General features: G+C 62.3%; 19 protein-coding genes, 1 tRNA gene and 1 pseudogene. 8 read left to right on the plus strand and 13 right to left on the minus strand.

Annotated features, from left to right (window positions below):
* The first annotated feature begins 43 nt into the window (after positions 1 to 43).
* Both AOA14_RS01250 and AOA14_RS01255 read left to right on the plus strand, forming a co-directional pair.
* Positions 44 to 796 (plus strand): 3-oxoacyl-ACP reductase family protein, encoded by a 753-nt coding sequence (locus tag AOA14_RS01250; protein ID WP_062902942.1) that lies wholly within the window; start codon positions 44 to 46, stop codon positions 794 to 796.
* Between the two features lie 23 nt (positions 797 to 819).
* Positions 820 to 1,422, plus strand: a complete 603-nt coding sequence (locus AOA14_RS01255) for an NADPH-dependent F420 reductase (protein ID WP_062900449.1) — start codon at positions 820 to 822, stop codon at positions 1,420 to 1,422.
* A 181-nt stretch (positions 1,423 to 1,603) separates the two neighbouring features.
* Here AOA14_RS01255 and AOA14_RS19560 read toward each other — a convergent pair whose 3' ends face one another.
* Positions 1,604 to 2,068 (minus strand): hypothetical protein, encoded by a 465-nt coding sequence (locus AOA14_RS19560; RefSeq protein WP_202988354.1) that lies wholly within the window; start codon positions 2,066 to 2,068, stop codon positions 1,604 to 1,606.
* A gap of 22 nt (positions 2,069 to 2,090) precedes the next feature.
* On the minus strand, positions 2,091 to 2,450 hold the full coding sequence (locus tag AOA14_RS19565) for a hypothetical protein (RefSeq protein WP_202988355.1): 360 nt from the start codon (positions 2,448 to 2,450) through the stop codon (positions 2,091 to 2,093).
* Positions 2,451 to 2,474: 24 nt separating this feature from the next.
* On the opposite strand from AOA14_RS19565, the gene AOA14_RS01265 reads away from it, so the two are divergent.
* From AOA14_RS01265 to AOA14_RS01275, 3 genes and pseudogenes are all read left to right on the plus strand, one after another.
* Positions 2,475 to 5,042 carry an HsdM family class I SAM-dependent methyltransferase gene (locus AOA14_RS01265; protein ID WP_202988356.1) on the plus strand — a complete coding sequence of 856 codons (2,568 nt, stop codon included), beginning with the start codon at positions 2,475 to 2,477 and terminating at the stop codon, positions 5,040 to 5,042.
* Position 5,043: 1 nt separating this feature from the next.
* On the plus strand, positions 5,044 to 5,760 hold the full coding sequence (locus tag AOA14_RS01270) for a hypothetical protein (protein ID WP_062900452.1): 717 nt from the start codon (positions 5,044 to 5,046) through the stop codon (positions 5,758 to 5,760).
* A 131-nt stretch (positions 5,761 to 5,891) separates the two neighbouring features.
* A pseudogene (locus AOA14_RS01275) lies at positions 5,892 to 6,518 on the plus strand (transposase); the annotation flags it as partial.
* Positions 6,519 to 6,956: 438 nt separating this feature from the next.
* Here the strand turns inward: AOA14_RS01275 and AOA14_RS01280 are convergent.
* From AOA14_RS01280 to AOA14_RS01310, 7 genes are all read right to left on the minus strand, one after another.
* Positions 6,957 to 7,544, minus strand: coding sequence for an RES family NAD+ phosphorylase (locus AOA14_RS01280; protein ID WP_062900453.1), 588 nt, complete (start codon positions 7,542 to 7,544; stop codon positions 6,957 to 6,959).
* 2 nt (positions 7,545 to 7,546) lie between these two features.
* Positions 7,547 to 8,128, minus strand: a complete 582-nt coding sequence (locus AOA14_RS01285; RefSeq protein WP_062900454.1) for a hypothetical protein — start codon at positions 8,126 to 8,128, stop codon at positions 7,547 to 7,549.
* An 84-nt stretch (positions 8,129 to 8,212) separates the two neighbouring features.
* Positions 8,213 to 9,211, minus strand: coding sequence for a hypothetical protein (locus AOA14_RS01290; RefSeq protein ID WP_120216964.1), 999 nt, complete (start codon positions 9,209 to 9,211; stop codon positions 8,213 to 8,215).
* 102 nt (positions 9,212 to 9,313) lie between these two features.
* Positions 9,314 to 9,628 (minus strand): hypothetical protein, encoded by a 315-nt coding sequence (locus tag AOA14_RS01295; protein WP_062902943.1) that lies wholly within the window; start codon positions 9,626 to 9,628, stop codon positions 9,314 to 9,316.
* A 26-nt stretch (positions 9,629 to 9,654) separates the two neighbouring features.
* Positions 9,655 to 13,950 (minus strand): strawberry notch family protein, encoded by a 4,296-nt coding sequence (locus AOA14_RS01300; protein ID WP_062900456.1) that lies wholly within the window; start codon positions 13,948 to 13,950, stop codon positions 9,655 to 9,657.
* Positions 13,951 to 14,088: 138 nt separating this feature from the next.
* Entirely contained in the window at positions 14,089 to 16,107 is a 2,019-nt protein-coding gene (locus AOA14_RS01305; RefSeq protein WP_062900457.1) for a ParB/RepB/Spo0J family partition protein, read from the minus strand.
* Between the two features lie 32 nt (positions 16,108 to 16,139).
* Positions 16,140 to 17,072: a DUF7146 domain-containing protein gene (locus AOA14_RS01310; RefSeq protein ID WP_223181169.1), complete on the minus strand. Its 933-nt coding sequence runs from the start codon at positions 17,070 to 17,072 to the stop codon at positions 16,140 to 16,142.
* 205 nt (positions 17,073 to 17,277) lie between these two features.
* Between AOA14_RS01310 and AOA14_RS01315 the strand changes: the two genes are divergently transcribed.
* Positions 17,278 to 17,478: a helix-turn-helix domain-containing protein gene (locus AOA14_RS01315; RefSeq protein ID WP_062900458.1), complete on the plus strand. Its 201-nt coding sequence runs from the start codon at positions 17,278 to 17,280 to the stop codon at positions 17,476 to 17,478.
* Between the two features lie 115 nt (positions 17,479 to 17,593).
* Here AOA14_RS01315 and AOA14_RS01320 read toward each other — a convergent pair whose 3' ends face one another.
* From AOA14_RS01320 to AOA14_RS01335, 4 genes are all read right to left on the minus strand, one after another.
* Positions 17,594 to 18,184, minus strand: a complete 591-nt coding sequence (locus AOA14_RS01320) for a mobile mystery protein B (protein ID WP_062900459.1) — start codon at positions 18,182 to 18,184, stop codon at positions 17,594 to 17,596.
* Positions 18,181 to 18,645: a mobile mystery protein A gene (locus AOA14_RS01325; protein WP_062900460.1), complete on the minus strand. Its 465-nt coding sequence runs from the start codon at positions 18,643 to 18,645 to the stop codon at positions 18,181 to 18,183. The genes AOA14_RS01320 and AOA14_RS01325 overlap by 4 nt, the downstream gene beginning before the upstream one ends.
* A gap of 135 nt (positions 18,646 to 18,780) precedes the next feature.
* On the minus strand, positions 18,781 to 20,016 hold the full coding sequence (locus tag AOA14_RS01330) for a tyrosine-type recombinase/integrase (protein ID WP_062900461.1): 1,236 nt from the start codon (positions 20,014 to 20,016) through the stop codon (positions 18,781 to 18,783).
* Positions 20,017 to 20,188: 172 nt separating this feature from the next.
* Positions 20,189 to 20,275, minus strand: a tRNA-Leu gene (locus AOA14_RS01335).
* A 212-nt stretch (positions 20,276 to 20,487) separates the two neighbouring features.
* Here AOA14_RS01335 and AOA14_RS01340 point away from each other — a divergent pair.
* Both AOA14_RS01340 and AOA14_RS01345 read left to right on the plus strand, forming a co-directional pair.
* The gene (locus AOA14_RS01340) at positions 20,488 to 21,414 is read left to right on the plus strand and encodes a complex I NDUFA9 subunit family protein (protein ID WP_062900462.1); all 927 of its coding nucleotides are present in this window, start codon (positions 20,488 to 20,490) and stop codon (positions 21,412 to 21,414) included.
* A gap of 194 nt (positions 21,415 to 21,608) precedes the next feature.
* Positions 21,609 to 22,409, plus strand: coding sequence for an undecaprenyl-diphosphate phosphatase (locus AOA14_RS01345; protein ID WP_062900463.1), 801 nt, complete (start codon positions 21,609 to 21,611; stop codon positions 22,407 to 22,409).
* Positions 22,410 to 22,490: the final 81 nt, after the last annotated feature.

Consider the following 22,490-nt stretch of genomic DNA (forward strand, 5'->3'; position numbering starts at 1 on the left):
ATTGCGCCATCTTGGTCTCACCCCACAACAAGGAGTGCAGACCATGACCAAAGCTAGCCAGAACCTCACGGGCAAAACCGCCCTTGTCACCGGCGGCTCGCGCTCGATCGGCGCCGCCATCGCGCGCCGCCTCGCCGCCGACGGCGCGGCGGTCGCCATCACCTACAGCGCGTCGCCCGACAGCGCGGCGAGCGTTGTCGCCGAGATCGAAGCCGCGGGCGGGAAGGCCATCGCCATTGCCGCCGATGCGGGCGACCCCGACGCCGTTCGCGCCGCGGTCATCCAGACCGTCGAAGCCTTCGGCGGCATCGATATCCTCGTCAACAATGCCGGCGTCGCGGTCAACGCGCCGATCGAAGAGTTCCGGTTCGAGGATTATGAGCGCATGCTCGCGGTCAACGTCACCGGCGTCTTCGTCGCGACACAGGAAGCCGCGCGGCGCATGAAAGTGGGCGGCCGCATCATCCACATCGGTTCGTCGATGACGCGCTACGCCGCCTTTCCAACCGCGTCGGTCTATACGCTGACCAAGGGCGCGATCACCGGCTTCAACCGCAGCCTCGCGCGCGATCTCGGGCCCAAGGGGATCACGGTCAACACCGTCCACCCCGGCCCGACCGACACCGACATGAACCCCGCCGACGGCCCCGTCGCCGCGATCGTCGGTCCCGGCATGGCAATCGGCCGCTATGGCCAGCCGGCTGAAATCGCCAGCATCGTCGCCTTCCTGGCCAGCGACGAAGCCGCCTTCGTCACCGGCGCCGACATCGTCGCCGACGGCGGCTTGACCGCCTGACCCGACCAGAAAGGACTATCGTCATGCCCAGCATCGGCATCATCGGCGCCGGCAACATCGGCCGCGCCATCGCCACCGCGCTCGCGAACAAGGATATCCCGGCGACGCTCGCCAACCGCCGTGGCCCCGAGAGCCTCGCCGAGGTCGTCGCGGCCATCGGTCCGGCGATCACCGCCGGAACGCGCGAGGAAGCCGCCGCGAAGGATATCGTCTTCGTCGCGGTGAACTGGTCGAAGCTTCCGGCCGCGCTCGCCGACCTGCCCGACTTTGGCGGCCGCATCGTCGTCGACACCAACAACCCGATCGAAGCGCCGCTATTCAAGCCTTTCGACCTTGGAGGGCGTGCGTCATCAGAAGTGTTCGCCGACATGGTGCCGGGCGCCCGGGTGGTGAAGGCATTCAACCACCTTCAGCCGCATCTCGTCTCGCGCGATCCGGCCAGTGAAGGTGGCCATCGCGTGCTCTTCTACTCAGGCGACGATGCCCCGGCCAAGGCCAAGGTCGGCGCGCTGATCGACCGGCTCGGCTTTGCCGGGATCGATCTCGGCTCGCTCGCGACCGGCGGACGCCTCGTCCAGTTCCCGGGCGGACCGCTCCCTGCTCTGAATTTGGTCAAATTCGACTGATCAAACCGATCGGCGGCGGATTGAAGTGCAATCCGCCGCCACTGGCCGGTGCACCGAAGACTTTCTGACGCCTGGCGGCGTCCGAAACTCTCAACGTTTGCGGTCAGGCCGCTTTCGGTCACGAATCTTTGAAAGCGGACGCGGAGAAATGCTGAGCGCAGTGCGGCCACCCCAATGCACCTTACTTGCAGCCGTTTGGCGCGCGCGACCCGAGGTAGGCCCCGATGCAGGCGCATTCGCCTCCCCGCCATTCCGCACAGCCGGTGAAAGGAAGAAAACCCAACGCATCCTTAGTCACAATTTGCACCCACGCGGATTGCTTGGTGCATTTGTTCCTTATTTGTTCTATTGCGACATTTGAATCGGAGACCGAATTCGAGGACGACGCGTGCTCACCATTCCCAGGTTCCTGATTTCTGGATATCCAGATTTCTTGCAATCCACATTTGTGGATTGCAAGAAAGGCCGATTTCTGTATTTCTCCACCAGATGCGCACGGCCCACGGCGGTCCGCAGTGGGGAGGTTCGCCTGATGGTCGACAAGCAGATCGTAGACGATGGTGCCACGGATGGCGAAAACAAATCGCTCAATTTCAAGGTGAGCGCCGACTTCAAGAAGGACTTCAAAGGGTTCGCTGTCGCGCAAGGCATGACGATGACAGACCTTCTCAAGGAAGGCTTCGCGCTAACGAAGAAAAAGCGGCAGAAGTGATGCTGACGGCGCCGTCGCGGCTGACCGGACTCCGGCGATGACAGTGCACGCGCCCGATGCGGCGTTCGCTGGCGCCGAATGGCTGTTTTCGATCGGCCGCGGGGACGTCCCGGCCGTCGAAGGATTGGTTCCGGTTGCCTCGTTCGATCGCGAAGGGCAGAATCCGGATGTCGTAGCCATGATCGAGCGTGCGGCCAGTTATGGGGCACGCGCGGTCTTCTTCGAGGCGCAGCGACAAGGACGGACCCCGGTCGCGCAGGCGTTCGTCTTCGACACCAAGGATCATCCCGACGACACAAGATTTGCCGAACTCCACAAGCGACTATGGAGCTGGGGCGGCGTGCCGCTGGTCTATCGCGCAGGACCGGGCGTCATCCAGTTGTTTCGCTGCGCACACCAGCCGGATTTCGTCGGTACGGACGATCGTCCGATATGCAATCCGATCCGCACGCTGGAATTGGGCGCGGCGATCGCGGAGCAAGATGTCTGGTGGGACGCGCAGCGAATCCGCAATGGCGCGATCTGGGATGACCCCGACGCATGCCTGCTCATGCTGTCCGCGACCAAGTCGGCTCACCGCAAACTGGTCGCCGGGGTCCGCGCGCTCGCCATACAGCTTTCGGACAGCGAATTGCTTGACCCGGCGCTGCGCCGCCGGCTGCTCATCCTGTCACTGCTGATCGCATATCTCGAAGAGCGACTGGTCTTGCTCCCCCATGATTTCGCGAGCGCCCTGCCCGGTGCCTCTCGCTTCTTCGAGGTCCTTGCCGACGGTCCGGCGCTGATCAGGCTGCTCGAAGCGCTTGAGGCAAGATTCAACGGCCATGTCTTCCGACTTCGCGACAGCGAACGCGCCGCCTTGGCCAAAACTTCCGATCTCGCCCGCTATGCGCGATTGGTGCAGGGCTATGAAGATGAAACCGGCCAGCTCAGCTTCTGGCGCCTTTATTCGTTCCGAGACCTGCCGGTCGAGCTGATCAGCAACATCTACCAGCTCTTCGTGAAAGACGAGGCCAGCTCCATCTACACGCCGCCGGCGCTTGTTCGACTGATGCTCGAGGAGGTTCTCGATTGGGATCGGATCGACGCGCTGATGGAAAGCGACGGAGTCATCCTCGATCCGGCATGCGGTTCGGGCGTTTTCCTCGTCGAGGCGTACAAGCGGCTCGTGCTCCATTGGCGTTCGCGCAACGGATGGGTGCATCCCGGCGTGGAAACTCTTCGCGGGCTGCTCCAGCGCATTCATGGCGTCGATCTCGAGGAAGGTGCGGTCGAGCTCGCAGCATTCAGCCTCTGCCTCAGCCTATGCGACGCCTTGAAGCCCGAGGATATTCGCGCCAGCGTGAAGCTCTTCCCACGCCTTGCCGGCGAGACGCTCCATTGGAGCTGCTTTTTCGACGCAAAGAAAAATGGCCTTATCGCGCAGAAGGTCGCGATCATTGTCGGCAACCCGCCCTTCGCCTCGTCGCTGACGACCAAGGGTGCTCGCGATTGCGCCGCGTCGTATACGAAGGAGTACGGCCCCCTCGCCGACAAGCAGCTCGCCTACCTGTTCCTCCACGAAGCCATGGCGATGGCGACTAAAGGCGGCATTCTCGCAATGATCGAGCCGTCGGGGTTCCTGTACAACCAGAATGCCCATTCGGTCCGCCAAGCGTTCTTCAAAACCTGGCGTGTCCGCGAGCTATTGGACTTTGTATCCGTCCGGGGACTGTTCAAAAAGGGAAACGCCGATCCGAAGATTGTCGTCGTAATCGCAGAGGCGGAAGATCCCGAAGTCGACGGCCGCCTCCTGCACGCAGCTTTCCGGCGCAACGGCCGGGCGACCGCAGAGCAGGGATTCGACATTGATTATTACGATCTTCACTGGATCAGCAACATCGATGCTCAACAGTCGCGGGACATCTGGCGGGCCAATCTGCTGGGGGGCAGCCGGGCGCACGATCTGATCAAGCGGCTGCGCACCTATCCTACGCTGCGACAATTCGCCGAACAGCGGCAATGGGATTTCGGCGAAGGCTATATTGCGGGACAGAAGGGTATCTCGCGCCCCGCCAACCATCTCATCGGCAAACCGCTCCTTCCCACCAGCGCGCTATCCAGCGCCGGTCTCGACACGAGCAATCTTGCCGTCGTGCCCAAGCAACCAATCAAGGATACGAAGACGGAGCGCCGATTTACGCCGCCGCTCCTGCTCATCAAAGAGCATGAAGATCTGCACCACGGGATGTGGACGGGTCACTATCTAACCTATAAACACGAGATCGTCGGCCTTGCGGCACCACGCGGTCAGCTCCCTCAACTCGCGGCGATTGGCGAATGGCTTGAACGGGAGTCGGTAGCCCTGCGAGCCTATATCGCGGGCATCAGCCCCCGCCTGTTTACGCAGCGTGCGACGGCGATCCTAAACGCAGACGTGCTTGCCCTACCCTATCCCGAAAGCGGGAATCTGGATCTCAGCGATAACGAAAGGATCATTGCTGAAGACATCGTCGAGCATCAGCGCGATTTCATTCGGCTTGGTACGGGTTCCGCCGTCATGCAGGCAGCCCCGCCAGCGGCCCTTGAAGCCTTCGACAAGGTGTTCACGCGGCAGTTGAATGCGATCTATTCGCGCACGCCGCTGCGCCCGCTTCCCGCACAAAAATGGTCCGGCGCTATTTGCCGGGCCTTTGCCTTCGGTGATGGCCAAGTCGATTGGACGGGTGCCGATGAACTACGCATCAAACTCGACAGCTTGTTGCGCGAGCGGCGGGGCTCGAGCCTGACGATCACGCGGATTACGCGACTGTACGACAAGGAATTCGTTTTTCTGCTCAAACCCGACCGGCACCGTTTCTGGACCCGATCGGTCGCGCTCCGCGATGCCGACGATGTTCTCGCCGATCTGCGAGGCCAGGGTTTCTGATATGCTGGCCGACGACGGTGAAAGCGTTGGTCATGCGGGTTCGCTTGACGCCGGCGTGCATCTTCCCGGCGAATGGTTCTCATCCCTGATCCGCTTCCTACGCGATGCCCTTCCGGGATGGCGCGACGATCCTGCGCGCGAAACGGCGACAGGGGAGACGAAGTTGACCGCGCAACTCTGCGCGCGCCTCGCCAGCCTGACACGGCACGCTCCGGGATGGGATTTTCTTCAGTTCCGGCGCGAGGAGCCCGACGAAACCAACGGCAATCGCGCAATCGATCTCGCCGTCGCGCCCTGCGGCGATGTCATATGGATCGAAGGGCGGGCGTACACCGAGTATCAGACCCTACTGCCCGTGGAATGCAAGCGCCTCCCCACGCCTCCTGGCTCTGACCGCGACGAGCGCGAATATCTGATCAGCCGTTTCAGCAGCGCGGGCGGAATCCAGCGTTTCAAGGCGGGCCACCATGGGGCTGCACACAATCGCGCGGCGATGATCGGGTACTTGCAGGCCGAAGATTGTGTCTTCTGGCGAACGCAGCTCGACAGTTGGATCGACGGCATTGTGGCGGAGCCGGTGGAAGGATGGTCCGAAAGCGACAAGATCACATTGCACGACCATGACGCCGGAGCGCGTCTTGCCGCTCTGCAGTCCAACCATGTCCGGAAGCCTGGCCTAGCGCCAATCCTCATCGATCACCTTTGGATCGAAATGTAGGTCACGCGTACCTGCCTGACCAATGCGCCGAAGGGAGGGAGCGAGGCCGATGCAGCGGACCGTGGAGATAGCCGATTTCGAGCTACCGCGCGGCGGCATTGCTATTTCCCAGCTGATGACGATGGACCGGGCGAAGAATGATCGACCGGACGCAGGAGCGCTTCGGCATCTGGCCGCATCGGCTTGTAGCGGACGCAGCCTATGGTTCCGCCGCGAACCTGGCGTGGCTGGTGGAAGAGAAAGGCATCGAGCCGCATATCCCCGTGTTCGAAAAATCCGGTCGCAATGACAGCAGCTTCGAGCGCGTCGACTTCATCTATGATTATGACGACGACAGCTATATCTGCCCGGGTGGCAACCACTTGCGGCGGTCTAATCGCAACTTCAGTACACCGCGCACCGGGATCGATAAGGACGGCTCCATCCGCTACCGCGCGCGTCAGCACGACTGCGAAGGCTGTGCTCTGAAGCCGCAATGCACGCCCAATGCGCCAGCCCGCAAGATCACGCGTTCAATCCACGAAGGCGCGCGCGACATGGCCCGCGATATCGCGACAACCGACGCCTATCTTGTGTCGAGCAGAGAGCGGAAGAAGGTCGAAATGCTGTTCGCCCACCTCAAGCGCATCCTGAAACTGGACCGCTTGCGTCTGCGCGGCCCCAATGGTGCCCGTGACGAGTTCCACCTCGCCGCCGCGGCCCAAAACCTCCGGAAAATGGCAAAGATCTTCCCGATCCAGCACCTCGCCACCGCCTGATCAAGGTGGGGAGGCCGTTCGCCTCCCGTCCGCTTCCACCCTCCGCAGTCCGCCGGGCGACTTCTTCAACAGAATAGGGCGCTAAGCCGACAATCATTCGTCGCCTCTGAGGTCGATTCGGACGGGCGGATCGACATCTTCTCCTCGGCCAGGATAGTCGTCGAAGACCGTGACACTGTTGTCGGAACAATTATCGCGCTGGGCGGTCAGCTTCGATGGTCGCCGCATTTTTTTGCGCTGTCTGGATCGAAGTCGATTGCCCGGCGAGCGCGATACGCCGGCGTGGTGAGGTTCCGGGAACAGGAATGAATTTGAAATGCTGGGTATCCGCCTCGAACGTCCGCGCTCGGCGGTTCATTTCCTGCGCGGTTTCTCGCAAAAGTGAAAAATCCACTGCAAAATATGTAGCTCAACGCGCAACCGGGATCGACGGTGGATCTAGAATTCTATGAGTTCGAATCCACGCGGTTTGAGGATCTTGCGGACCCAGCCCTTGTCGATCTGCAGATTCTCACCGGTCAGGTCGATTGCGGGATCCGCTCGCTCGAACAATGCGATGCAAAGTTCGTCCGTGTCGAAGCGCGACCTATACTGGATGCCATCGAACGCCGTCTCGGTATAAACGATCGCGGAAATCCGTTGCGTAATGTCGTAACCACCAGGATTGGTGACCGGATCGAAATCGGCCGCTACGCCGGCAGCGGTGGTCTGAAACCAGGCGAGACCGGGGCCATGCAGCTTGGCAAGGCGTAGTGTTCGTCTGGTCTTGAACGTAGCCGCGCGCTTCTGCTCGACACGGTCCCATAACAGGTCCCGGTCAGCGGGCTTCCGCAGCAGGCTTTCCGCGAACGGGCCAACCAGTGTTTTCCCAAGATAAAGAACGCCGAATTGTCCGTCGGGATCGTCCCAGCGCCAGGACGCGTCCTTGCGGCCATACCAGCGCGCGTCGACGGATTTGCCATGAACACGGTGCAGCGTCCGTCCGGCAGCGATCGTCGCCACCGGCATCATCGATTTTGCCGCCATTGTCAGTCGTCGAGTGTTTGGGCGACACGCACGACACGATCGACATCGTCTTGATTGCCCCTTAGGAGGTCGATCGGCCGCGCGTCGCCCAGACCGTCGTCGCCGCTCACCAGATACTGGAGGACCGCCCAGCCGCTCGCCCCGGGTGCAGCACCGAGAACGCGGGGAATCGCCGGGAGGATGGCATTGCCATCGAACTGGAATGCCGGAAACAGCTTGGCACCATTGTCATCGATCATGAGGAGGCGACGGTCCCGGGCGGCCTTGTAGACGGCCTGCACTGTCTTGTGTCCGAGCAGATTGCGAACTGCTTCGGCATCGAAAGCTCCACCTGCGGCTTCGATCAGTCGCCGTTTGAAGGCGATGGCCCGGGTAATCTCTTCCGCCTGTTCCGGATCGCCGGCTTCGACCGACGGAATGCCGCGCGCGATATTCAGGACAAGCGCGGGGACGTCGATGCTGCCAATCGCCGCCGTCTTGGCGGCAGCTGGCATCATCTTGATGATCCGGTCGGCGCTTGCCAGGATGCGGTCACGCAGGATGCGATCTACATCGATAGCGGCCATACTGGCTGTGCGAGACATGTCGGCGCTCCTAGTTTAGTGAGTTTCATATAGGGCATATTGGGAACGCTTTCAACCATCCACAGACGCCGAAACGATGAACCTTCAAACATGGACGTCGACGGACGTCGTGCCATCACGCTGGCTCCGTGGCCTTGGCGGCTGCCGCTTCAACTCGCTGGGAGTAGCAGTAAACACCGTCCAGTCGCCGTAGTAGACCCCGTCATGCTCGACATAATCGTTGAAGATGGTGAGGCGCCAATCGCACAGCGGGCCGACGACGTTCGACAATCCTCGCGCCCGCCAATCGGACATCACCGCCGGGAAGTAGCGGTCCATCACTTCAGGTGTGGCAGCAAATTTGACGTCACACATATAGGTGGTGTGGACATAAGCGAGCGGCCCGATGACGGGTCCATCACTGCCCCAGTCTTCGAGGTTCTCATCGGGATCTTTGCGACCATGATAGAGGTGGAGATAGAGTTGCGGAACATCCGGGGCGACGGCTTCGGCTCTTGGCATCGTATCACCGGTCTCATTCGCTTCGCGGGCGGCAATCCAGTCCAGATAGCCGAGACGCGTGTCATCGTTTGAGATCTCGTATTTCCAGTCGGCTAACGGATGACCGGCGCGGCGGCTCCACGGTCCCTGCTCTTCCGGCGCGGAAGCGATCGAAATCGGAGGCGGAACGAATGCGGCAATTTCGAACCAGGCGTCGGCCGCGGCTATGGATCCGAGCCCATTCAACTCGGTCCGGCTCATGAGAACATGGTCCGACCCGTTGGTGTCGAAATATAGCGGATCGCCCTCGCCGGTATAGACGGCACGCTGAGCGCTGAACGCGCCGACACACGGATCCGAATTGCGAACAAAAGGAATGCCGTGGTGGGTGCAGAAATCCTCGACCTGATCGAATTGCCCGCCAACCAGGCCATGGGCGCAGATTTCGAGGGCTTGGCCATCGACAATGTGGGACGCATCGACGGTCGCTCCAACCCAGTCGAGCATTCCATGGTCGCACGCTATGGCGTCGATCAGCGGCTCGATCAGATCGCTCCTGATCGCCCCGCCGATCCGAATGATCGCGGATGCACGGTCTGTCATGGGAACCTCCATCGTCTCGATGGCCCTGCGGACAATTCCGCCGCCACACCGAGCCCCCCCCCACTCCCCCCTTTTCGCCTGTAAATTGGCCCAGCACGCAAACTATGGCGGTGACTGGGGGCCGCATTCGGCAGCGCCGATGAGGCTGCGAAGCTTCGACCATGCGAGTGCTTCGCCGGCGCACCGCCCTTGCCGGACGCCTATTTCGTACAGGCGATAGGTCAGGCTGACGATTTCAGGTGTGGCGTTCGAGGGGACGAGGATCAGGAAATCGCTTTCGTCGTCCAGGAGCTCGAAGACCGTGCCGTCGGTCGGCAAGGTCGTGACTGCAATGCTGGCCGAGCTCCCGAGCGCGGTGAGAGCCGTGTTGAAGCGGTCGACAAAGTCCTGATCGACCAGTGGATAGAAGTCGGACATCATGGCCCCCTTCGTGGATTCGGGATTCACTGCGGCCGCTCGGCGATGATCGCGGCGAGGACCTCGTCGGCCTTCTCGACAGGCAGGAAGAGCCGCGTCTTGTACTGGATCACCTCGCTGAACAGACCGCGCGCCTTCAGCCATTCGCGGTCCTGTGGCTGGAAATCCCGGACCTCGAAGCGCCGGCTACTGTTCACCATCGTGGAAACGAGGCGCGCGCCATGGAGGCCCGGGATCAGTGCGCCATCGCCGCCACGCGCCGCCTCGATCAGTTCATCGGGCGTGAGTTTGATCGAGGACTCAAGACCGAAGGCGGACTCCAGTTTCTCGAGCGCGGTGGGCATCACGATGCGTCCGAGGATGGACGTTCCCGCCGCGTCATCGATCCGCCAGACGCGGACATCGTCTTGCGGCAGCTTGTTCCAGACGGGCAAAAGGAGGCCGGTCGCGACGCTGATCGTGTCAATATCGACCTTATCGAGCGCTTCGGACACCTCTGCTTCCCAGAAGCTTTTGAAGCTATCGTGATCGACCTCTTTCCAGAAGGTGTGCCAAAGTTCGGCGAGTTGGATACGATTGGAACCCGTCGGCCGGACAAGCTCCAGCATCTTGACGGGGCGCCCCTCGTCGTCGGTGATCGACCAGGATGGAACGCAAACGGCGACGCGCCCCGAACGGCTGTTCCGCAGATATCGCACGTCGTCGGAGCTTCCCCAGATCTTGTCGAGGCGCGTCCATCCGGTGACGTGCGGCTTCAGATGAAGCTCGAGGCGGAGCAAACGCGTTTCGGCGCCGGATACCGGGTCTTTCCTGAGCACGCGCTCCGAGATCTGAACGATACGCTCGGCCCGGATCGCTTCGACGCCGAGGTCGAGCGTTCCGGCTTCGCGCGCTGCGTCGACGCGGGCCTGTATGAGCCCCATATATTCCTCGAAAACCGCGTTCTGGGTCGCGATCCTGAGCGCGAGGATGCGGTTGAGCCAGCGCTGGATCGGCGGCAGCTTGTCGAGCAAGGTGCCATGCTCATCGACAAGCTTCAGGCCTGTGATGATCTGGAATTTCTCGAGGCTGACGCTCGCGAGCTTGCCGGCGTGGAGGAGGTGATACCACTGGGTCAGGGCCTCGCGGGCATAGCTGCTTTCGAGATTATCGGCGGGATCGAACAGGTTCTGGCCGCCTGTCTGGCGTTGGCCGCGCGTGAGCGCGCCCAGCGTGTCGAGACGGCGCGCGATCGTGCTGATAAAGCGGCGTTCACCCTTGCAGTTGGTCGTGACCGGGCGGAACACCGGCGGCATGGATTGGTAGGTGCGGTGGGTGCGACCGAGGCCCTGGATCGCGATGTCGGCGCGCCATCCGGGTTCGAGCAGGAAGTGGATGCGCCGCTTGCGCGCGGTCGGGCAGTCCAGGTCAGCGTGGTAGGACCGCCCCGTGCCACCCGCCTCGGAAAAGACGAGGATGGGCTTTCGCCCCGACATGAAGTTGTCGGTCTCGGCGATGTTGGAACTGGACGTGCGACGCTCGACCTTCTGCCGGCCCTGCCCATCAACGACAATCCGCCGCGTGCGCCCCGTGACCTCGGAAACCATGTCGGTGCCGAAATGTACGATGAGAAAGTCGAGCGCAGCCGGAACAGGCGGCATCGAGCAGAGCCGCTCGATCAAATCGTCGCGCGCGGCGACCGCTTCCTGGCACAGGACACCGTTGCCGTCGTCATCGAGCATTGGCTCGGAGCGCATTGACCCATCGGTCGCGCGAAAGGCGCGCATTTGCCGGGTTGGGAAGGCGGTCTTCAGATAATCGACCATGGTGTCGAGTGGGGAGACATCGATCGAGAGGTTCGCCCGTTCTTCGGGTGACAGGTCAGCCAGGCGGCGGTCGAGTATTGCCTCGGCGGTACTGGTGAGCTGAACGACGGCGACATGGCCCGCGGCGAGTTCATCCTCGATCGCGCGAACGAGCGTCGGCATCTTCATCGCGATCAGGACCTGCGAGAAGAACCGCTGCTTCGCGCTTTCGAACCGGCTCAGCGCCGATCCCTTGGCCTGGGCGTTCATCGTCTGCCCCGAAATGCGGTCGACGATGTTCGACGCCTTCAGAACCTCGTCGAGGTTCTGGTGAATGATCGCCCATGCATCGGCATAGGCGTCGTAGATGTCGATCTGGTCCGGCGTGAGCTGATGCTCGAGCGGGTCATATTCGACGCCGGCGAAACTGAGCGCCCGGGCGGTGTAGAGACCCATGGACTTGAGATCGCGGGCGACGATTTCCATCGCGGCGATGCCGCCGTCGGTCATCGCGGCGAGAAAGCCGTCGCGATTGGCAAACGCCGTACCGGGACCCCAGAGCCCGAGCCGCGACGCGTAACTCAAATTTTCGGGCTTGGTGGCGCCGGTCGCCGATTCATAGACAACGCGGGCGCGCGGCAGCGCATTTTGCAGGCGGACCCCGGCGAGGCCCTGCTCGGATCCCTTGGCTTGCCGGTACTCGTCCTTGGTCCCGGCGGCGTTGCCCATCGAATGGGATTCATCGAAGAGGATCACGCCTTCGAACCCGGCGCCCGTCCACTCGAGAATCTGCTGCAGGCGCGAGCATTGGTCGTGGCGCTGGGACCGGAGCGTCGCATAGGTGAGGAAGAGGATGCCACTCGCCATGCCGATCGGCTGACCAAGCGGAAAGGCGTCGAGCGGCTGGACGTCGATTGGAAGCCCGCCGAGCGCGCTCCAGTCGCGCCGGGCATCTTCGAGGAGCGTCGCGCCCTTCGAGATCCACATGGCGCGCTGATTGCCGCAGTTCCATTGGTCCCGGATAATTGCGGCGCCTTCACGGCCCTTGCCGACGCCCGTCCCGTCCCCGATGAAGAAGCCCATGCGATAGGGGCGGCCTTCGGGGTCCTCGATCAGCAAGTCGCCTGCCGTGTTGGTGACGAACCGGCCCGAGAGGTCGCGCGAGAAGGCATCGCCTGCGTAAATGATCGCTTCGAGCTGGGCGTCTGACAGCGCCTCGCTTGCCCGCTTCTGGAAAAGCGGGCGATATTGGGGGATCGGGGGCAGAACCGACGCCATGGCGAGCGATTCCACGAGATCGTCGGGGTGGGGCTTCGCGCCTGGAATATCGATGCGGGCGAGCCGCCAAGGCGCATAGATACCGACCGGATCGCCGACAGGGAGCGGCGCGTCGCGGACCGAATAGGCGAGCGGCTGCGCTAGATCATCGGTCGCGGCGATCCGCGAGGGTGCGATGATCCTGGGGCCAGCGAGGCCGGAGAAGAGTGAGGACGACGAAGGCCTCAGCGCGGGACGCATCGGGATTACCGCCGGGGACGCCGGGGGCGGTTCGTCGGATGGGTCAAGCCGCGCCGGAGCCGCGAGCACGATGGGCAGCGCCGCCGCGATGGTGTCGACCGTGTGGCGCTCGGTTTGGCCGATCCAGCCCTTGTCGAAGACGATCAGGCGGACGGCGACGCTGGTGCCATGCTTCGCATAGGGACGGCCGAGAATCGTGATCTCGACGCGCGGGCGGGCAATTTCGGCGACGGAGACATAGCCGCTCGCGCCGCTCGCATCGTGCGCGAAGGTCGGCGACATGATCGCGACGCAGCGTCCGCCCTCGGCAAGACGCAGCAGCGCGGAGCGAAGATGGCGCGCTCCGGCATGGCGATCTTGGCCGCGCCCCTCGCTGCGGCTGAAGGGCGGGTTGATCAGGACAATTGTCGGCCGAACATCCGTCGGCAGCCGGTCGTTGATGAACTCGGCGTCATGGGTCGTGACTGGGCGGCCCGTCACGAGGGAAAGCAGCGCCGCCCGGCAGGGATCGCGCTCGTTGAGCGAAGCGCTCGCGCCCGCGGCGATCGCGCGCGCCGCAAGCATGCCGGTACCTGCCGACGGTTCGAGCACATGATCGCCAGCAGTGACCGCCGCCGCTCGGGCCGCGAGCCAGGACAGCGCCGCCGGCGTGCTGAACTGCTGCATATCGACCTGGTGCTCGCTGCGATAGGTCTGGGTCGGCAGCGCCTTCTCGAACGCGAGGATATCCGCGAATTCGTCTTCGGGCCCCCAGTCCGGGTTCGGGTCATCATCGGGCACGAGCGTGTCCGATGCCTGCGCGGCTTCGAGCGCGTCATAGGCATCGCGCATCGACCAGCGCCCGTCGGCATCGGAGCCGCGGAACGCTTCCACCATCAGGCGCTTGAGCAGCGAGCGGGTCACGGATTGCGGATCGGCGAGCCGGTCGCGCAGTGCGCGGGCGACGCCATAAAGGCGTTCGGCTTTTTCCCGGGCCTCGGTGCCCGGGGTTTCAGCGAGCTTCAGAAGCGGAAGGGTCATGGCAATTCTCCTGAAGAGGTTCGGGAGCAACACGCCCCCGCTGCCATCGCCCCTCCCCCTCTCCTCCCGACTGGAATGGGGGCATAAGAAAAGGGGCCGCGGCGCAGGACCGCGACCCCATAAAATCGAAGAGCGAGATTAGGCCGCGTCGGAGAGCGGCTCGTCCTCGTGGGTATCATCGGCGGGATCGCCCGCCGCCTCGGGTTCGACGGTGCCGCTCGTTTCGTCTTCGCCATCATCGTTCACCGGCTCGGCGACCGGATGCTCGAAGCGCATGGCGTCAGGCAGCCAGGCAAGCGCCTTTTCCTTGACGTCCGCCTCGACGATGATGTTCCCGGCGAAGAGCTGTTCAGCCGAAGAGGCGAGCAGGTTCTTCTTCGACGCCCCGTAGCGCTGGCTGAGCTCGCTGCCGCCGATCTCCTGAAAGAGGTCGATGATGGAGCTCTTGGTGAGCCGCTTGAAATAATTCTTCGCGGTCGGGCGCCACCAGGCGGCGACATCGATCTTGAGCTTGCGACCGAGATGATCGACGAAACCGCTGGCGGAATCTTTCATGGGCACCGCATGGATCGTCCGGGCGATCGCCCAAGCGAGCCAAGCCGCACGCGCTTCTTCGCCGAGCGCGCAGAAGGCATCGTAGCGCCCGGCGACGCCGATGTTCGGCTGGACCCAGCTTCGATCGAGCCCCTCTTCGAGCTTGGCCCATTCGTCAGCCGCGAGCGATCCGCTTTCGAAGCCAATGACACGCGACGGCGCGGCATCGGCGCGAAGGTCGCTGGCGAGATCGGAAGCGTAGCGCCGTAAAGCCGCATCGACCATCACGAAGGTTCCGAGATCGAGCGCAAAGCGGGGATCGCTTGCGACATGGACACGAAGCAGTTCCGCCTTCATCGTTGCGAGCTCGTCGATGAGTCGTTGGCTCATTGCCGGTTTCGCCGAGACAGAGCCGTCGGTCTCGGCGTCGCTATCATCGTCGCCATCGATGTCTTCGTCGGCCTCGGTCGGCACCATGTAGGCCTGATGGTGCACACGCGGCTGGCCATCTTCGCCGATGACGAGGAAGGCAAGTGCCGCGGCCTTTTGGTCGTCGGTCAAGACCGCCGGTCGATTCTGGATGCCGCTCAGTTCGGATTCAAGTTCGCGATACCGCTGTTCCTCGTCCTCGGTGATGCCGTCATCACTCTCGTCGGCAGATTCGGCGATCATGTTCATCTCAGCTTCGATTTCGGCGCAGCGCGCTACCTCCTCTGCGGTCGGTTCAGGAATCTCGCCGCGGACCGGGCGGAGGCCATCATAATCCGCGAACGAGATGCGCGTCATCGGGACCGCGCGAATTTCCGCGAAGCCCTCGCGCGCCCGGATCGCTTCGGCTTCCGCAGCCAGCTTCTCATCAGCGAGGCGGTCGAGGACGTCGCCATCGATCCAGTTCTCGGATGCACTGTCGGAAAAGAGGTCAGAGTCGATCCGCCCGCCCGCCTCGACATAGGCATCGCGGCCGACGAGCAGCGCTTTCGGGTCGCCGCCCCGGTAGCTGCCGGCGGCGAGCTCACGCCGGATGGTGTACGGGTCGTTGCGGTAATAGCTGTCGCGATATTGCTCGAAGACGCGGGATTGGCGAGCCGTATCCGAGGTGCTGCCATAGGCCTTTGCAATTTCGAGGGTGATTTCGCCCTTGCGCAGCGCATCGAAGATCGTCTCGTGGAGATCGGCGAGACGGACGCGGCCGAGCACGAAGCGCTCGGTTTTGCCGAAGCGCGCCGCGACCTGGGCCGCAGTCTTGTCCTCCTTCTCGATCATGTTCTTGAACGCCATGCACTCGTCCGCGGCGGTCATCGGGAGCTTGTTATTCTCGGCGTAGCTGAACTCGATGGCACGCTTCGCGTCCGGCATCACCATGACCGGAATCTTGAAGTCGTCCGGGAGCCGCCCCTTTTCGATCAGGACGTGCACGCGCTCGAGGCGCCGACCGCCGCCGAAGATGCTGTAGTGGTCCTTCTTGCGCTTGACTGCCGTACCAATCAAATTCTGGAGCACGAAGCCGGCCTCGCCGATCATCGCCTCCAGTTCTGCGTCGGCATCGGGATCGCTTTCGGTCCTGACGTTGAGCGGCGAAGGGACGCAGTTGCGCGCAGGCGCGTATACGATGGGAAATGACATAATCAGTCTCCTGGCGGCGGAAGCCCGACCATTCAGGCCGCTCGGCGCCGCCAGTCCCCCACTCCCTTCCCTCCTTGCCTGAGGACATCGTTCCAGTCGTTTCGGCCGTTCCATGGCCAGATCGTATCGATGCGTCGTCCGGGCACCGCGTGCGCCTTCACGGCGAGCGGCACGGCGAGGCGGCCGGCACGGTCGTTGTCGGGCAACAGGATGAGACGCGACACCGATTCTGGAATAGTAATTTGTGGGATGCGCTCATTGCCGAGTGCGGCCCAGACCGGGATGCCGAGGAGGATCATCGCCGAGATCGCTGTCTCGACGCCCTCGGCAATTCCGAGTGTATAAGCGGCCGGCGCGAGTCGAACCGCACCTGTGCGGGGGTGACCGAGCAATCTGCGAGGGTGCCGGAGGTCGCGCGCGCGTCGGCCCCTGCCATCAAGGAAGGTCCGTTGGACGGCCAACAATCCCGAGTCATCGGTTACCGCGGCGAGCATCGCCGGTCGAAACACGGCCAGTCGGCCCTTGCCGAGAGGCGTTCGGGGAGCGAACCGCAGGCAGTTAGGTGCAATATCGATCGACCTGTTCCGCAAATAGGTCTCCGCGATTGTCCAGTTTATTGGCCGACCAATGCCCCACAGGTCACGGGCACGCTGCTGTAGCCATTCTTTAGGGAGGGAGGATGGCGCCCCCCTGCCGTCACGTGCGTCGAGGGCGTTCAGACCGTCGCGGCGAAGCGCCCGGAGCACATCGGAAATATCGCAGCCGGCAAAGCATTTGAACAAAAGTCGTGTTTCGCCAATCCTGACCGACAGGCTCGGGGTTTTATCCTCATGAGCAGGGCAGCGGCACATGCCAGAATCGCCAGACCAAGTCCCGCCGAAGCGGCGCACAAGAACGGCCCCGGCGACTTCGAGTTCTGGCTTGCGAGACGTTGAAAACCCTGCAGGCATGGCGAGCCTCTTCATCAGGACGGATACGCAATAACCCCCTCTTTTCCTCCTCGCTCCGCTTGGCTGCGGCATTAGTCTGTGGCCCCGCGGCGCGGGAATGCCGCCGACCGGTAGCTACGTGCCCTCCTCCTTGTGAAAATCGTGCCGCCGACCATGCTTGAGCGGGCGAAAGCTGCGTTGGAACCGCGCGCAAAAATGTCTCGTTGCGAGGACATGAAAGATGCGGGATTCCGATGACACTCCGGTTGAGATCGTATTTATCGAGCCCCTTACGGTACGGATTTCCACTGCCGTCAAGCTCACCGGAATCAGTCGATCCAGGATTTACGAACTCATCGAGTCCGGCGACCTTGAAACCGTCAAGGTCGGCCGATCTACGCTGATCCCATATAAAAGTCTGAAAGCCCTAACCAGCGCATAATCGGTTGCGCCACCGCTCGAAAAGAGGGTCCCAAATTTTCGTTCCCACCGTGTAGCTCGCGTCGGAGCAGCTATTGATCGCTTGGTCCATGCGGAGTCACATGCTGGCTATCTAGCTATGATCGTGCAAAGAGCAACAATGGCCCGATATCATGGCTATCGGCTACTTTAAGTGCGGCAACATAAGCTGCTCTCGTTTCGCTGGCATTGACCAGGCCAACGCTTCCCCATGTAAACGGTGTACATCCGAGTTGGACCGCCAGCATGTCGCCGACCATACGCGAAAAACGGCCATTGCCGTTCGGGAAAGGATGGATGGCAACGAGCCGGTGGCTGAATCGGACGGCAATTTCATCGGGTGGGTAGGTTCCATGCTCGACCCAATATCGCGTGTCGTCGATCAGTTGACGAAGGTCCATGGGGATTCTGTAAGCATCGACGCCAATGTTGCGCGGCGTGGTGCGATACTGCCCGGCCCAACGCCACACGTCTCCGAACATGCGTTTGTGAAGCTGGTTCATGAAATCCTGATCGAGAATATCCCGCTTCCGGCTCATCACCCATCGTAAAGCTTGCCTGATATTGATCTGTTCGGCTTCATTCAGCTCATGCCGCATGGTGATATAGGACGGGATGAGTTGTTCGCGCTCCTCGGCGGTCAGCGGCGTGTTGGCGTCGTCGTCATCGTTAAACAGCTTATCTGTCATTCATCATCCCACAGGCCGCGCAAGGAGCCGGATAGAATGAGTTCGATCATGCGCCGCTGTTCTTCGTCGAGATCGGCTTTGAGCAGGGCCTGATTTTCCAGCCGCATGGTATGGTCCAGCCGCGCAATATCCTTGCTCGCTTTCTGCTTCGCGCGGTCGCGCAGGATATCATCAAGCGGCTTCGTCGGTACGAAGGCATAAACGAAAGTGCAGTTCATTGCCTCAGCCGCCTGACGCAGCGTCTTAATCGTGGTGGATCCGCTGACTTCGGCCTTCTCAATCACGGGAATGCGCGAAATCGATGTTCCCATACGAGCGGCAAGCTGGCGGACCGTCATGCCCAGAGCTTCGCGTATTGCCTTTATCCAGCCTCTTGGGGGCACGGCAAAAGACGTTTCGCGCAAGGGCGCGAAACGTCTTTCGAGTTGCTTGCGGGCAAGGGCGGCCTGATCTTCGTTCATATATATATGTCCTGATGAGCCGAAGATGTATATATAAATATGAACATATCAAGATATTTTGATCGTAAATTTATGATCGTTACCTCATAAAATATACATAAATATATGAACGTACTACCGCAAAACCTGAGCGCGCTAGGCAGTCATTCGGCCGCCCCTCTGAAAAGATGGCCGCACAATCTGTGCGCCATCGCGGAGCTGGTCGAGATAGTCCGACCAGTGCTGCATCATGCGCACACGCTCATCCCAATATTCGCCGCGCGTGTAGATTCGCCGCGTCGCGTTTGCATCCAGATGCGCGAGCTGCCTCTCGATCGCATCGGGATGCCACATGCCCATCTGGTTGAGAAGAGTCGCGGCTGTCGAACGGAAGCCATGCGCCGTCATCTCCTCGCGGCTATAGCCGAGACGCCGAAGGGCCGCGCTCACCGTATTCTCGGACATGCACCGCCGGGAAGTTCGAAATGAGGGGAACAGAAATTGCCCATGGCCCGTGAGGCCGTGCAGCGCTTCAAGCATTTCGAGAACCTGCCTGGACAGCGGGACACAATGCTGACGGCGCATTTTCATCTTGTCGGCCGGGATCGTCCACACCGCGTCCTCGACATCGATCTCCGTCCATTCCGCCTGTCGCAGTTCGCCCGGCCTCACGAAGACATGCGGCGTCAGTCGCAGCGCAATTGCCGTGATTTCGTGACCAGCATATCCTTCGATAGCGCGCAGGAGCGCCCCTGTTTCCTTGCGGGTCGTGATCGCGGCGTGGTGCTTTACCTTCGGAGCCGTGAGCGCGCCGCGCAAGTCAGCCGCAAGATCACGGTCCGCCCTTGCGGTGGCGATCGCGTATCGGAAGACCCTGCTGATCACGCTGCGCATCCGACGCGCACTTTCATACCGTCCATTGGCCTCGACCTTACGGAGTACGGCCAGAACCTCCTGGGGCGTGATTTTCGAGATCGGACGGCTGCCGATCAGTGGATTGGCGATATCGAGGAGCCAGCGAATTTTGCGAAGCGTGACGGCCGCGCGCTCTTCCCGTTCGTTTTTCGCCAGCCATTCCTCTGCGATCGTCTTGAACGTGTTGTCCTCGGCGATCTTTCGGGTGATCCGTTCGACCTTCTTTTCCGCGGCCGGATCGAGCCCTGCAAGAAGCAGCTTTCGCGCTGCGTCGCGCAGTTCCCGAGCGGAAGCAATTCCAATATCAGGCCACGAACCGAAGTAGAGAGTCTTTTGTCGGCCCAGGTGACGATAGTTCATTCGCCAGACCTTTGCTCCGCTCGGTCTGACCACGAGATATAGGGCATCGCTATCGGCCATTTTATAGGCCTTTTCTGCGGGCTTGGCGTTCGAAATCTGGATGTGGGTAAGCGTCATGATGGTTTCACCTGCAAGAGGCTGACCGGAACCATCAAAAACACCATCAAAGCTGATGGTACGCTGATGGTTCCGGCTGGATCAGCCTGGATTCCATTCAGCGATTCTCATCGAAAAACGGTGGAAAACCAGCCGCTTGCTGGACGTTCCCGGACGTTGCCGGAAAGGTCACTGGTGCCCAGAAGAGGACTCGAACCTCCACGACCTTGCGATCGCCAGCACCTGAAGCTGGTGCGTCTACCAATTCCGCCATCTGGGCACGGGGTAGGAGCGGGCGCTTAGCGGCGGGGCGGCGGGCTTGTCAACCGCGTCGGCCCGCCCCGCGGCAAATTTTATTTCAAGGGCGCGGATTTGTTGCCCTCGCGCGCCCTGCCCCGCCCTTCGCGCTTGCCCCTTCGGGCGCTTCGCGGCATGGGGACGCGAGGGACGCTGCGGCGTCCGGCTTCGAGAATCGGCAAGACAGGCAAGGTGATGCAGAATCTGAGCGGGCAATTGATCACGGTGTTCGGCGGCGGCGGCTTTCTGGGCCGCTATGTCGTCCAGCGGCTGCTGGCACGCGGCGCGCGCGTGCGGATTGCGCAGCGCGACCCGCGCCAGGCGGTGTTTCTGAAGCCGCTCGGCGGGCTGGGCCAGACGCAGTTCGTCGCCGCCGATGTGCGCGATGCCCGCAGCGTCGCCCGCGCCGCGACGGGCAGCGACGCCGTGATTAACCTCGTCGGCAGCTTTGCCGATATGGCGGCGGTCCAGGCCGCCGGCGCCGGCCATGTCGCGGCCGCAGCAAAGGCGGCGGGTGCGAAAGCGCTCGTCCATATCTCGGCGATTGGCGCCGATCCGGCCAGCGCGTCGGGCTATGGCCGCAGCAAGGGCGACGGTGAAGCCGCCGTGCGCGCCGCTTTCGCTGGCGCAGCGATCCTGCGTCCGTCGATCGTCTTCGGCCGCGAGGACAAGTTCATCAACCGCTTCGCGGGCCTCATCCGCGCGCTGCCTGCGGTGCCGGTCATCGCGCCGAAGGCGAAATTCCAGCCGGTCTATGTCGGCGACGTCGCCGATGCGGTGGTCGCGGCACTCGATACCCCCGGCCAGACGCTCGAGCTCGGCGGTCCGCAGCAGTTCACCATGCTGGAGCTACAGCAGTGGATTGCGAAAGCGATCGGTCGGAACCGCCTGTTCGTCGAGATTCCCGATACCGTGTCGGGCTTTCTGGCGCGCGGCTTCGGCTGGGCGCCGGGCGCTCCGATCACCAAGGATCAATGGCTGATGCTGCAGCACGACAATATCGTCAGCGGAACTAACGGCCTTGCCGCGCTGGGCATCGCCCCCACCGCGCTGGCCGACGTCGCCGACGGCTGGCTCGTCCAGTATCGCCGCCATGGCCGCTTCGCAGCGATGGCCCGCTGAGCCGCGCGCGCGACGAAAGGCGCAATAAGCGGCTGGATAAATCCGTCCGCGCTGCGTAGGTCTCAACATCAGGACAGGGGCGTCCGGCACCGCGCGGGCGCCCCTTCGCTTGTCATCTCCAGCTTCGGGAAGTCCATGATCCAGTTTGCCGCATCGCCCCGCCCCGCCCTTCTCCTGCGCGTGGAGGCCGGACGATGAGCCTGTGGCTGACCGCGATCATCCTCGGCATCGTCGAGGGGCTGACCGAATTCCTGCCCGTCTCGTCCACCGGGCATCTGATCCTCGCCACCGAATTGCTCGGCTATGACGCGTCGAAATGGGCGATCTTCAATATCGCTATCCAGCCCGGGGCGATCCTTGCGATCGTCGTCCTCTATCGCAAATTATTCTGGGACATGTTCATCGGCTTTTTCCGGCGTGATCCGGTGGCGATCGCCTTTGTGCGCAATCTGCTCGTCGCCTTCATTCCGGCGGTGGTTCTGGGGCTCGCGTTCGGCGACTATATCGAGACGTTGCTGGAAAGTGCCGTCGTCGTCGCCTGGGCGCTGGTGATCGGCGGCTTCGCGATCCTGCTGGTCGAAAAGCTCGCCAAGCCGAAGGAGAGTGGCGGGGTCGCCAAGCTGACGCTGCGCCAGTCGATCATGGTCGGGCTGGTCCAGTGCCTCGCGATGATCCCCGGCGTCAGCCGCTCGGGCGCGACGATCATGGGGGCGATGGCGATGGGCGTAGACCGCAAGACCGCCGCCGAATTCAGCTTCTTCCTCGCGCTGCCGACGCTGACCGGTGCGACGGTGCTGCAGCTCGCCAAGCATCGTGATGCGATCACCTCGAACGATATGGGCCTGATCGCGCTCGGCGCCGCGGTTTCGTTCGTCGTTGCGTGGGCGGTCATCAAGGCGTTTCTGGCCGTGGTAACGCGCTATGGCTTCGCGCCGTTCGCCTGGTATCGAATCATCGTCGGCGGCGCCGCGCTTATCTGGCTCACCATGAGATAGGTCCGATATTTTACTAATTGCGAAACTTAGTTGCGTGTCCGCGCATCCGCCAACTGAAACCCCTAATTTTTAGGTCAGCAT

The organism is Sphingopyxis terrae subsp. terrae NBRC 15098 (genome assembly GCF_001610975.1).
GTDB classification, from domain to species: domain Bacteria; phylum Pseudomonadota; class Alphaproteobacteria; order Sphingomonadales; family Sphingomonadaceae; genus Sphingopyxis; species Sphingopyxis terrae_A.

What these genes read in the sequence shown, in the direction of transcription:
- AOA14_RS01315 (WP_062900458.1), top strand. Translation starts at nt 17,278, where the DNA reads ATGCGGGATTCCGATGACACTCCGGTTGAGATCGTATTTATCGAGCCC.
- AOA14_RS01295 (WP_062902943.1), bottom strand. Translation starts at nt 9,628, where the DNA reads ATGTCCGACTTCTATCCACTGGTCGATCAGGACTTTGTCGACCGCTTC.
- AOA14_RS01250 (WP_062902942.1), top strand. Translation starts at nt 44, where the DNA reads ATGACCAAAGCTAGCCAGAACCTCACGGGCAAAACCGCCCTTGTCACC.
- AOA14_RS01300 (WP_062900456.1), bottom strand. Translation starts at nt 13,950, where the DNA reads ATGACCCTTCCGCTTCTGAAGCTCGCTGAAACCCCGGGCACCGAGGCC.
- AOA14_RS01320 (WP_062900459.1), bottom strand. Translation starts at nt 18,184, where the DNA reads ATGACAGATAAGCTGTTTAACGATGACGACGACGCCAACACGCCGCTG.
- AOA14_RS01255 (WP_062900449.1), top strand. Translation starts at nt 820, where the DNA reads ATGCCCAGCATCGGCATCATCGGCGCCGGCAACATCGGCCGCGCCATC.
- AOA14_RS01340 (WP_062900462.1), top strand. Translation starts at nt 20,488, where the DNA reads ATGCAGAATCTGAGCGGGCAATTGATCACGGTGTTCGGCGGCGGCGGC.
- AOA14_RS01325 (WP_062900460.1), bottom strand. Translation starts at nt 18,645, where the DNA reads ATGAACGAAGATCAGGCCGCCCTTGCCCGCAAGCAACTCGAAAGACGT.
- AOA14_RS01310 (WP_223181169.1), bottom strand. Translation starts at nt 17,072, where the DNA reads ATGAAGAGGCTCGCCATGCCTGCAGGGTTTTCAACGTCTCGCAAGCCA.
- AOA14_RS01330 (WP_062900461.1), bottom strand. Translation starts at nt 20,016, where the DNA reads ATGACGCTTACCCACATCCAGATTTCGAACGCCAAGCCCGCAGAAAAG.
- AOA14_RS01285 (WP_062900454.1), bottom strand. Translation starts at nt 8,128, where the DNA reads ATGTCTCGCACAGCCAGTATGGCCGCTATCGATGTAGATCGCATCCTG.
- AOA14_RS01270 (WP_062900452.1), top strand. Translation starts at nt 5,044, where the DNA reads ATGCTGGCCGACGACGGTGAAAGCGTTGGTCATGCGGGTTCGCTTGAC.
- AOA14_RS01280 (WP_062900453.1), bottom strand. Translation starts at nt 7,544, where the DNA reads ATGGCGGCAAAATCGATGATGCCGGTGGCGACGATCGCTGCCGGACGG.
- AOA14_RS01305 (WP_062900457.1), bottom strand. Translation starts at nt 16,107, where the DNA reads ATGTCATTTCCCATCGTATACGCGCCTGCGCGCAACTGCGTCCCTTCG.
- AOA14_RS01345 (WP_062900463.1), top strand. Translation starts at nt 21,609, where the DNA reads ATGAGCCTGTGGCTGACCGCGATCATCCTCGGCATCGTCGAGGGGCTG.
- AOA14_RS01290 (WP_120216964.1), bottom strand. Translation starts at nt 9,211, where the DNA reads ATGACAGACCGTGCATCCGCGATCATTCGGATCGGCGGGGCGATCAGG.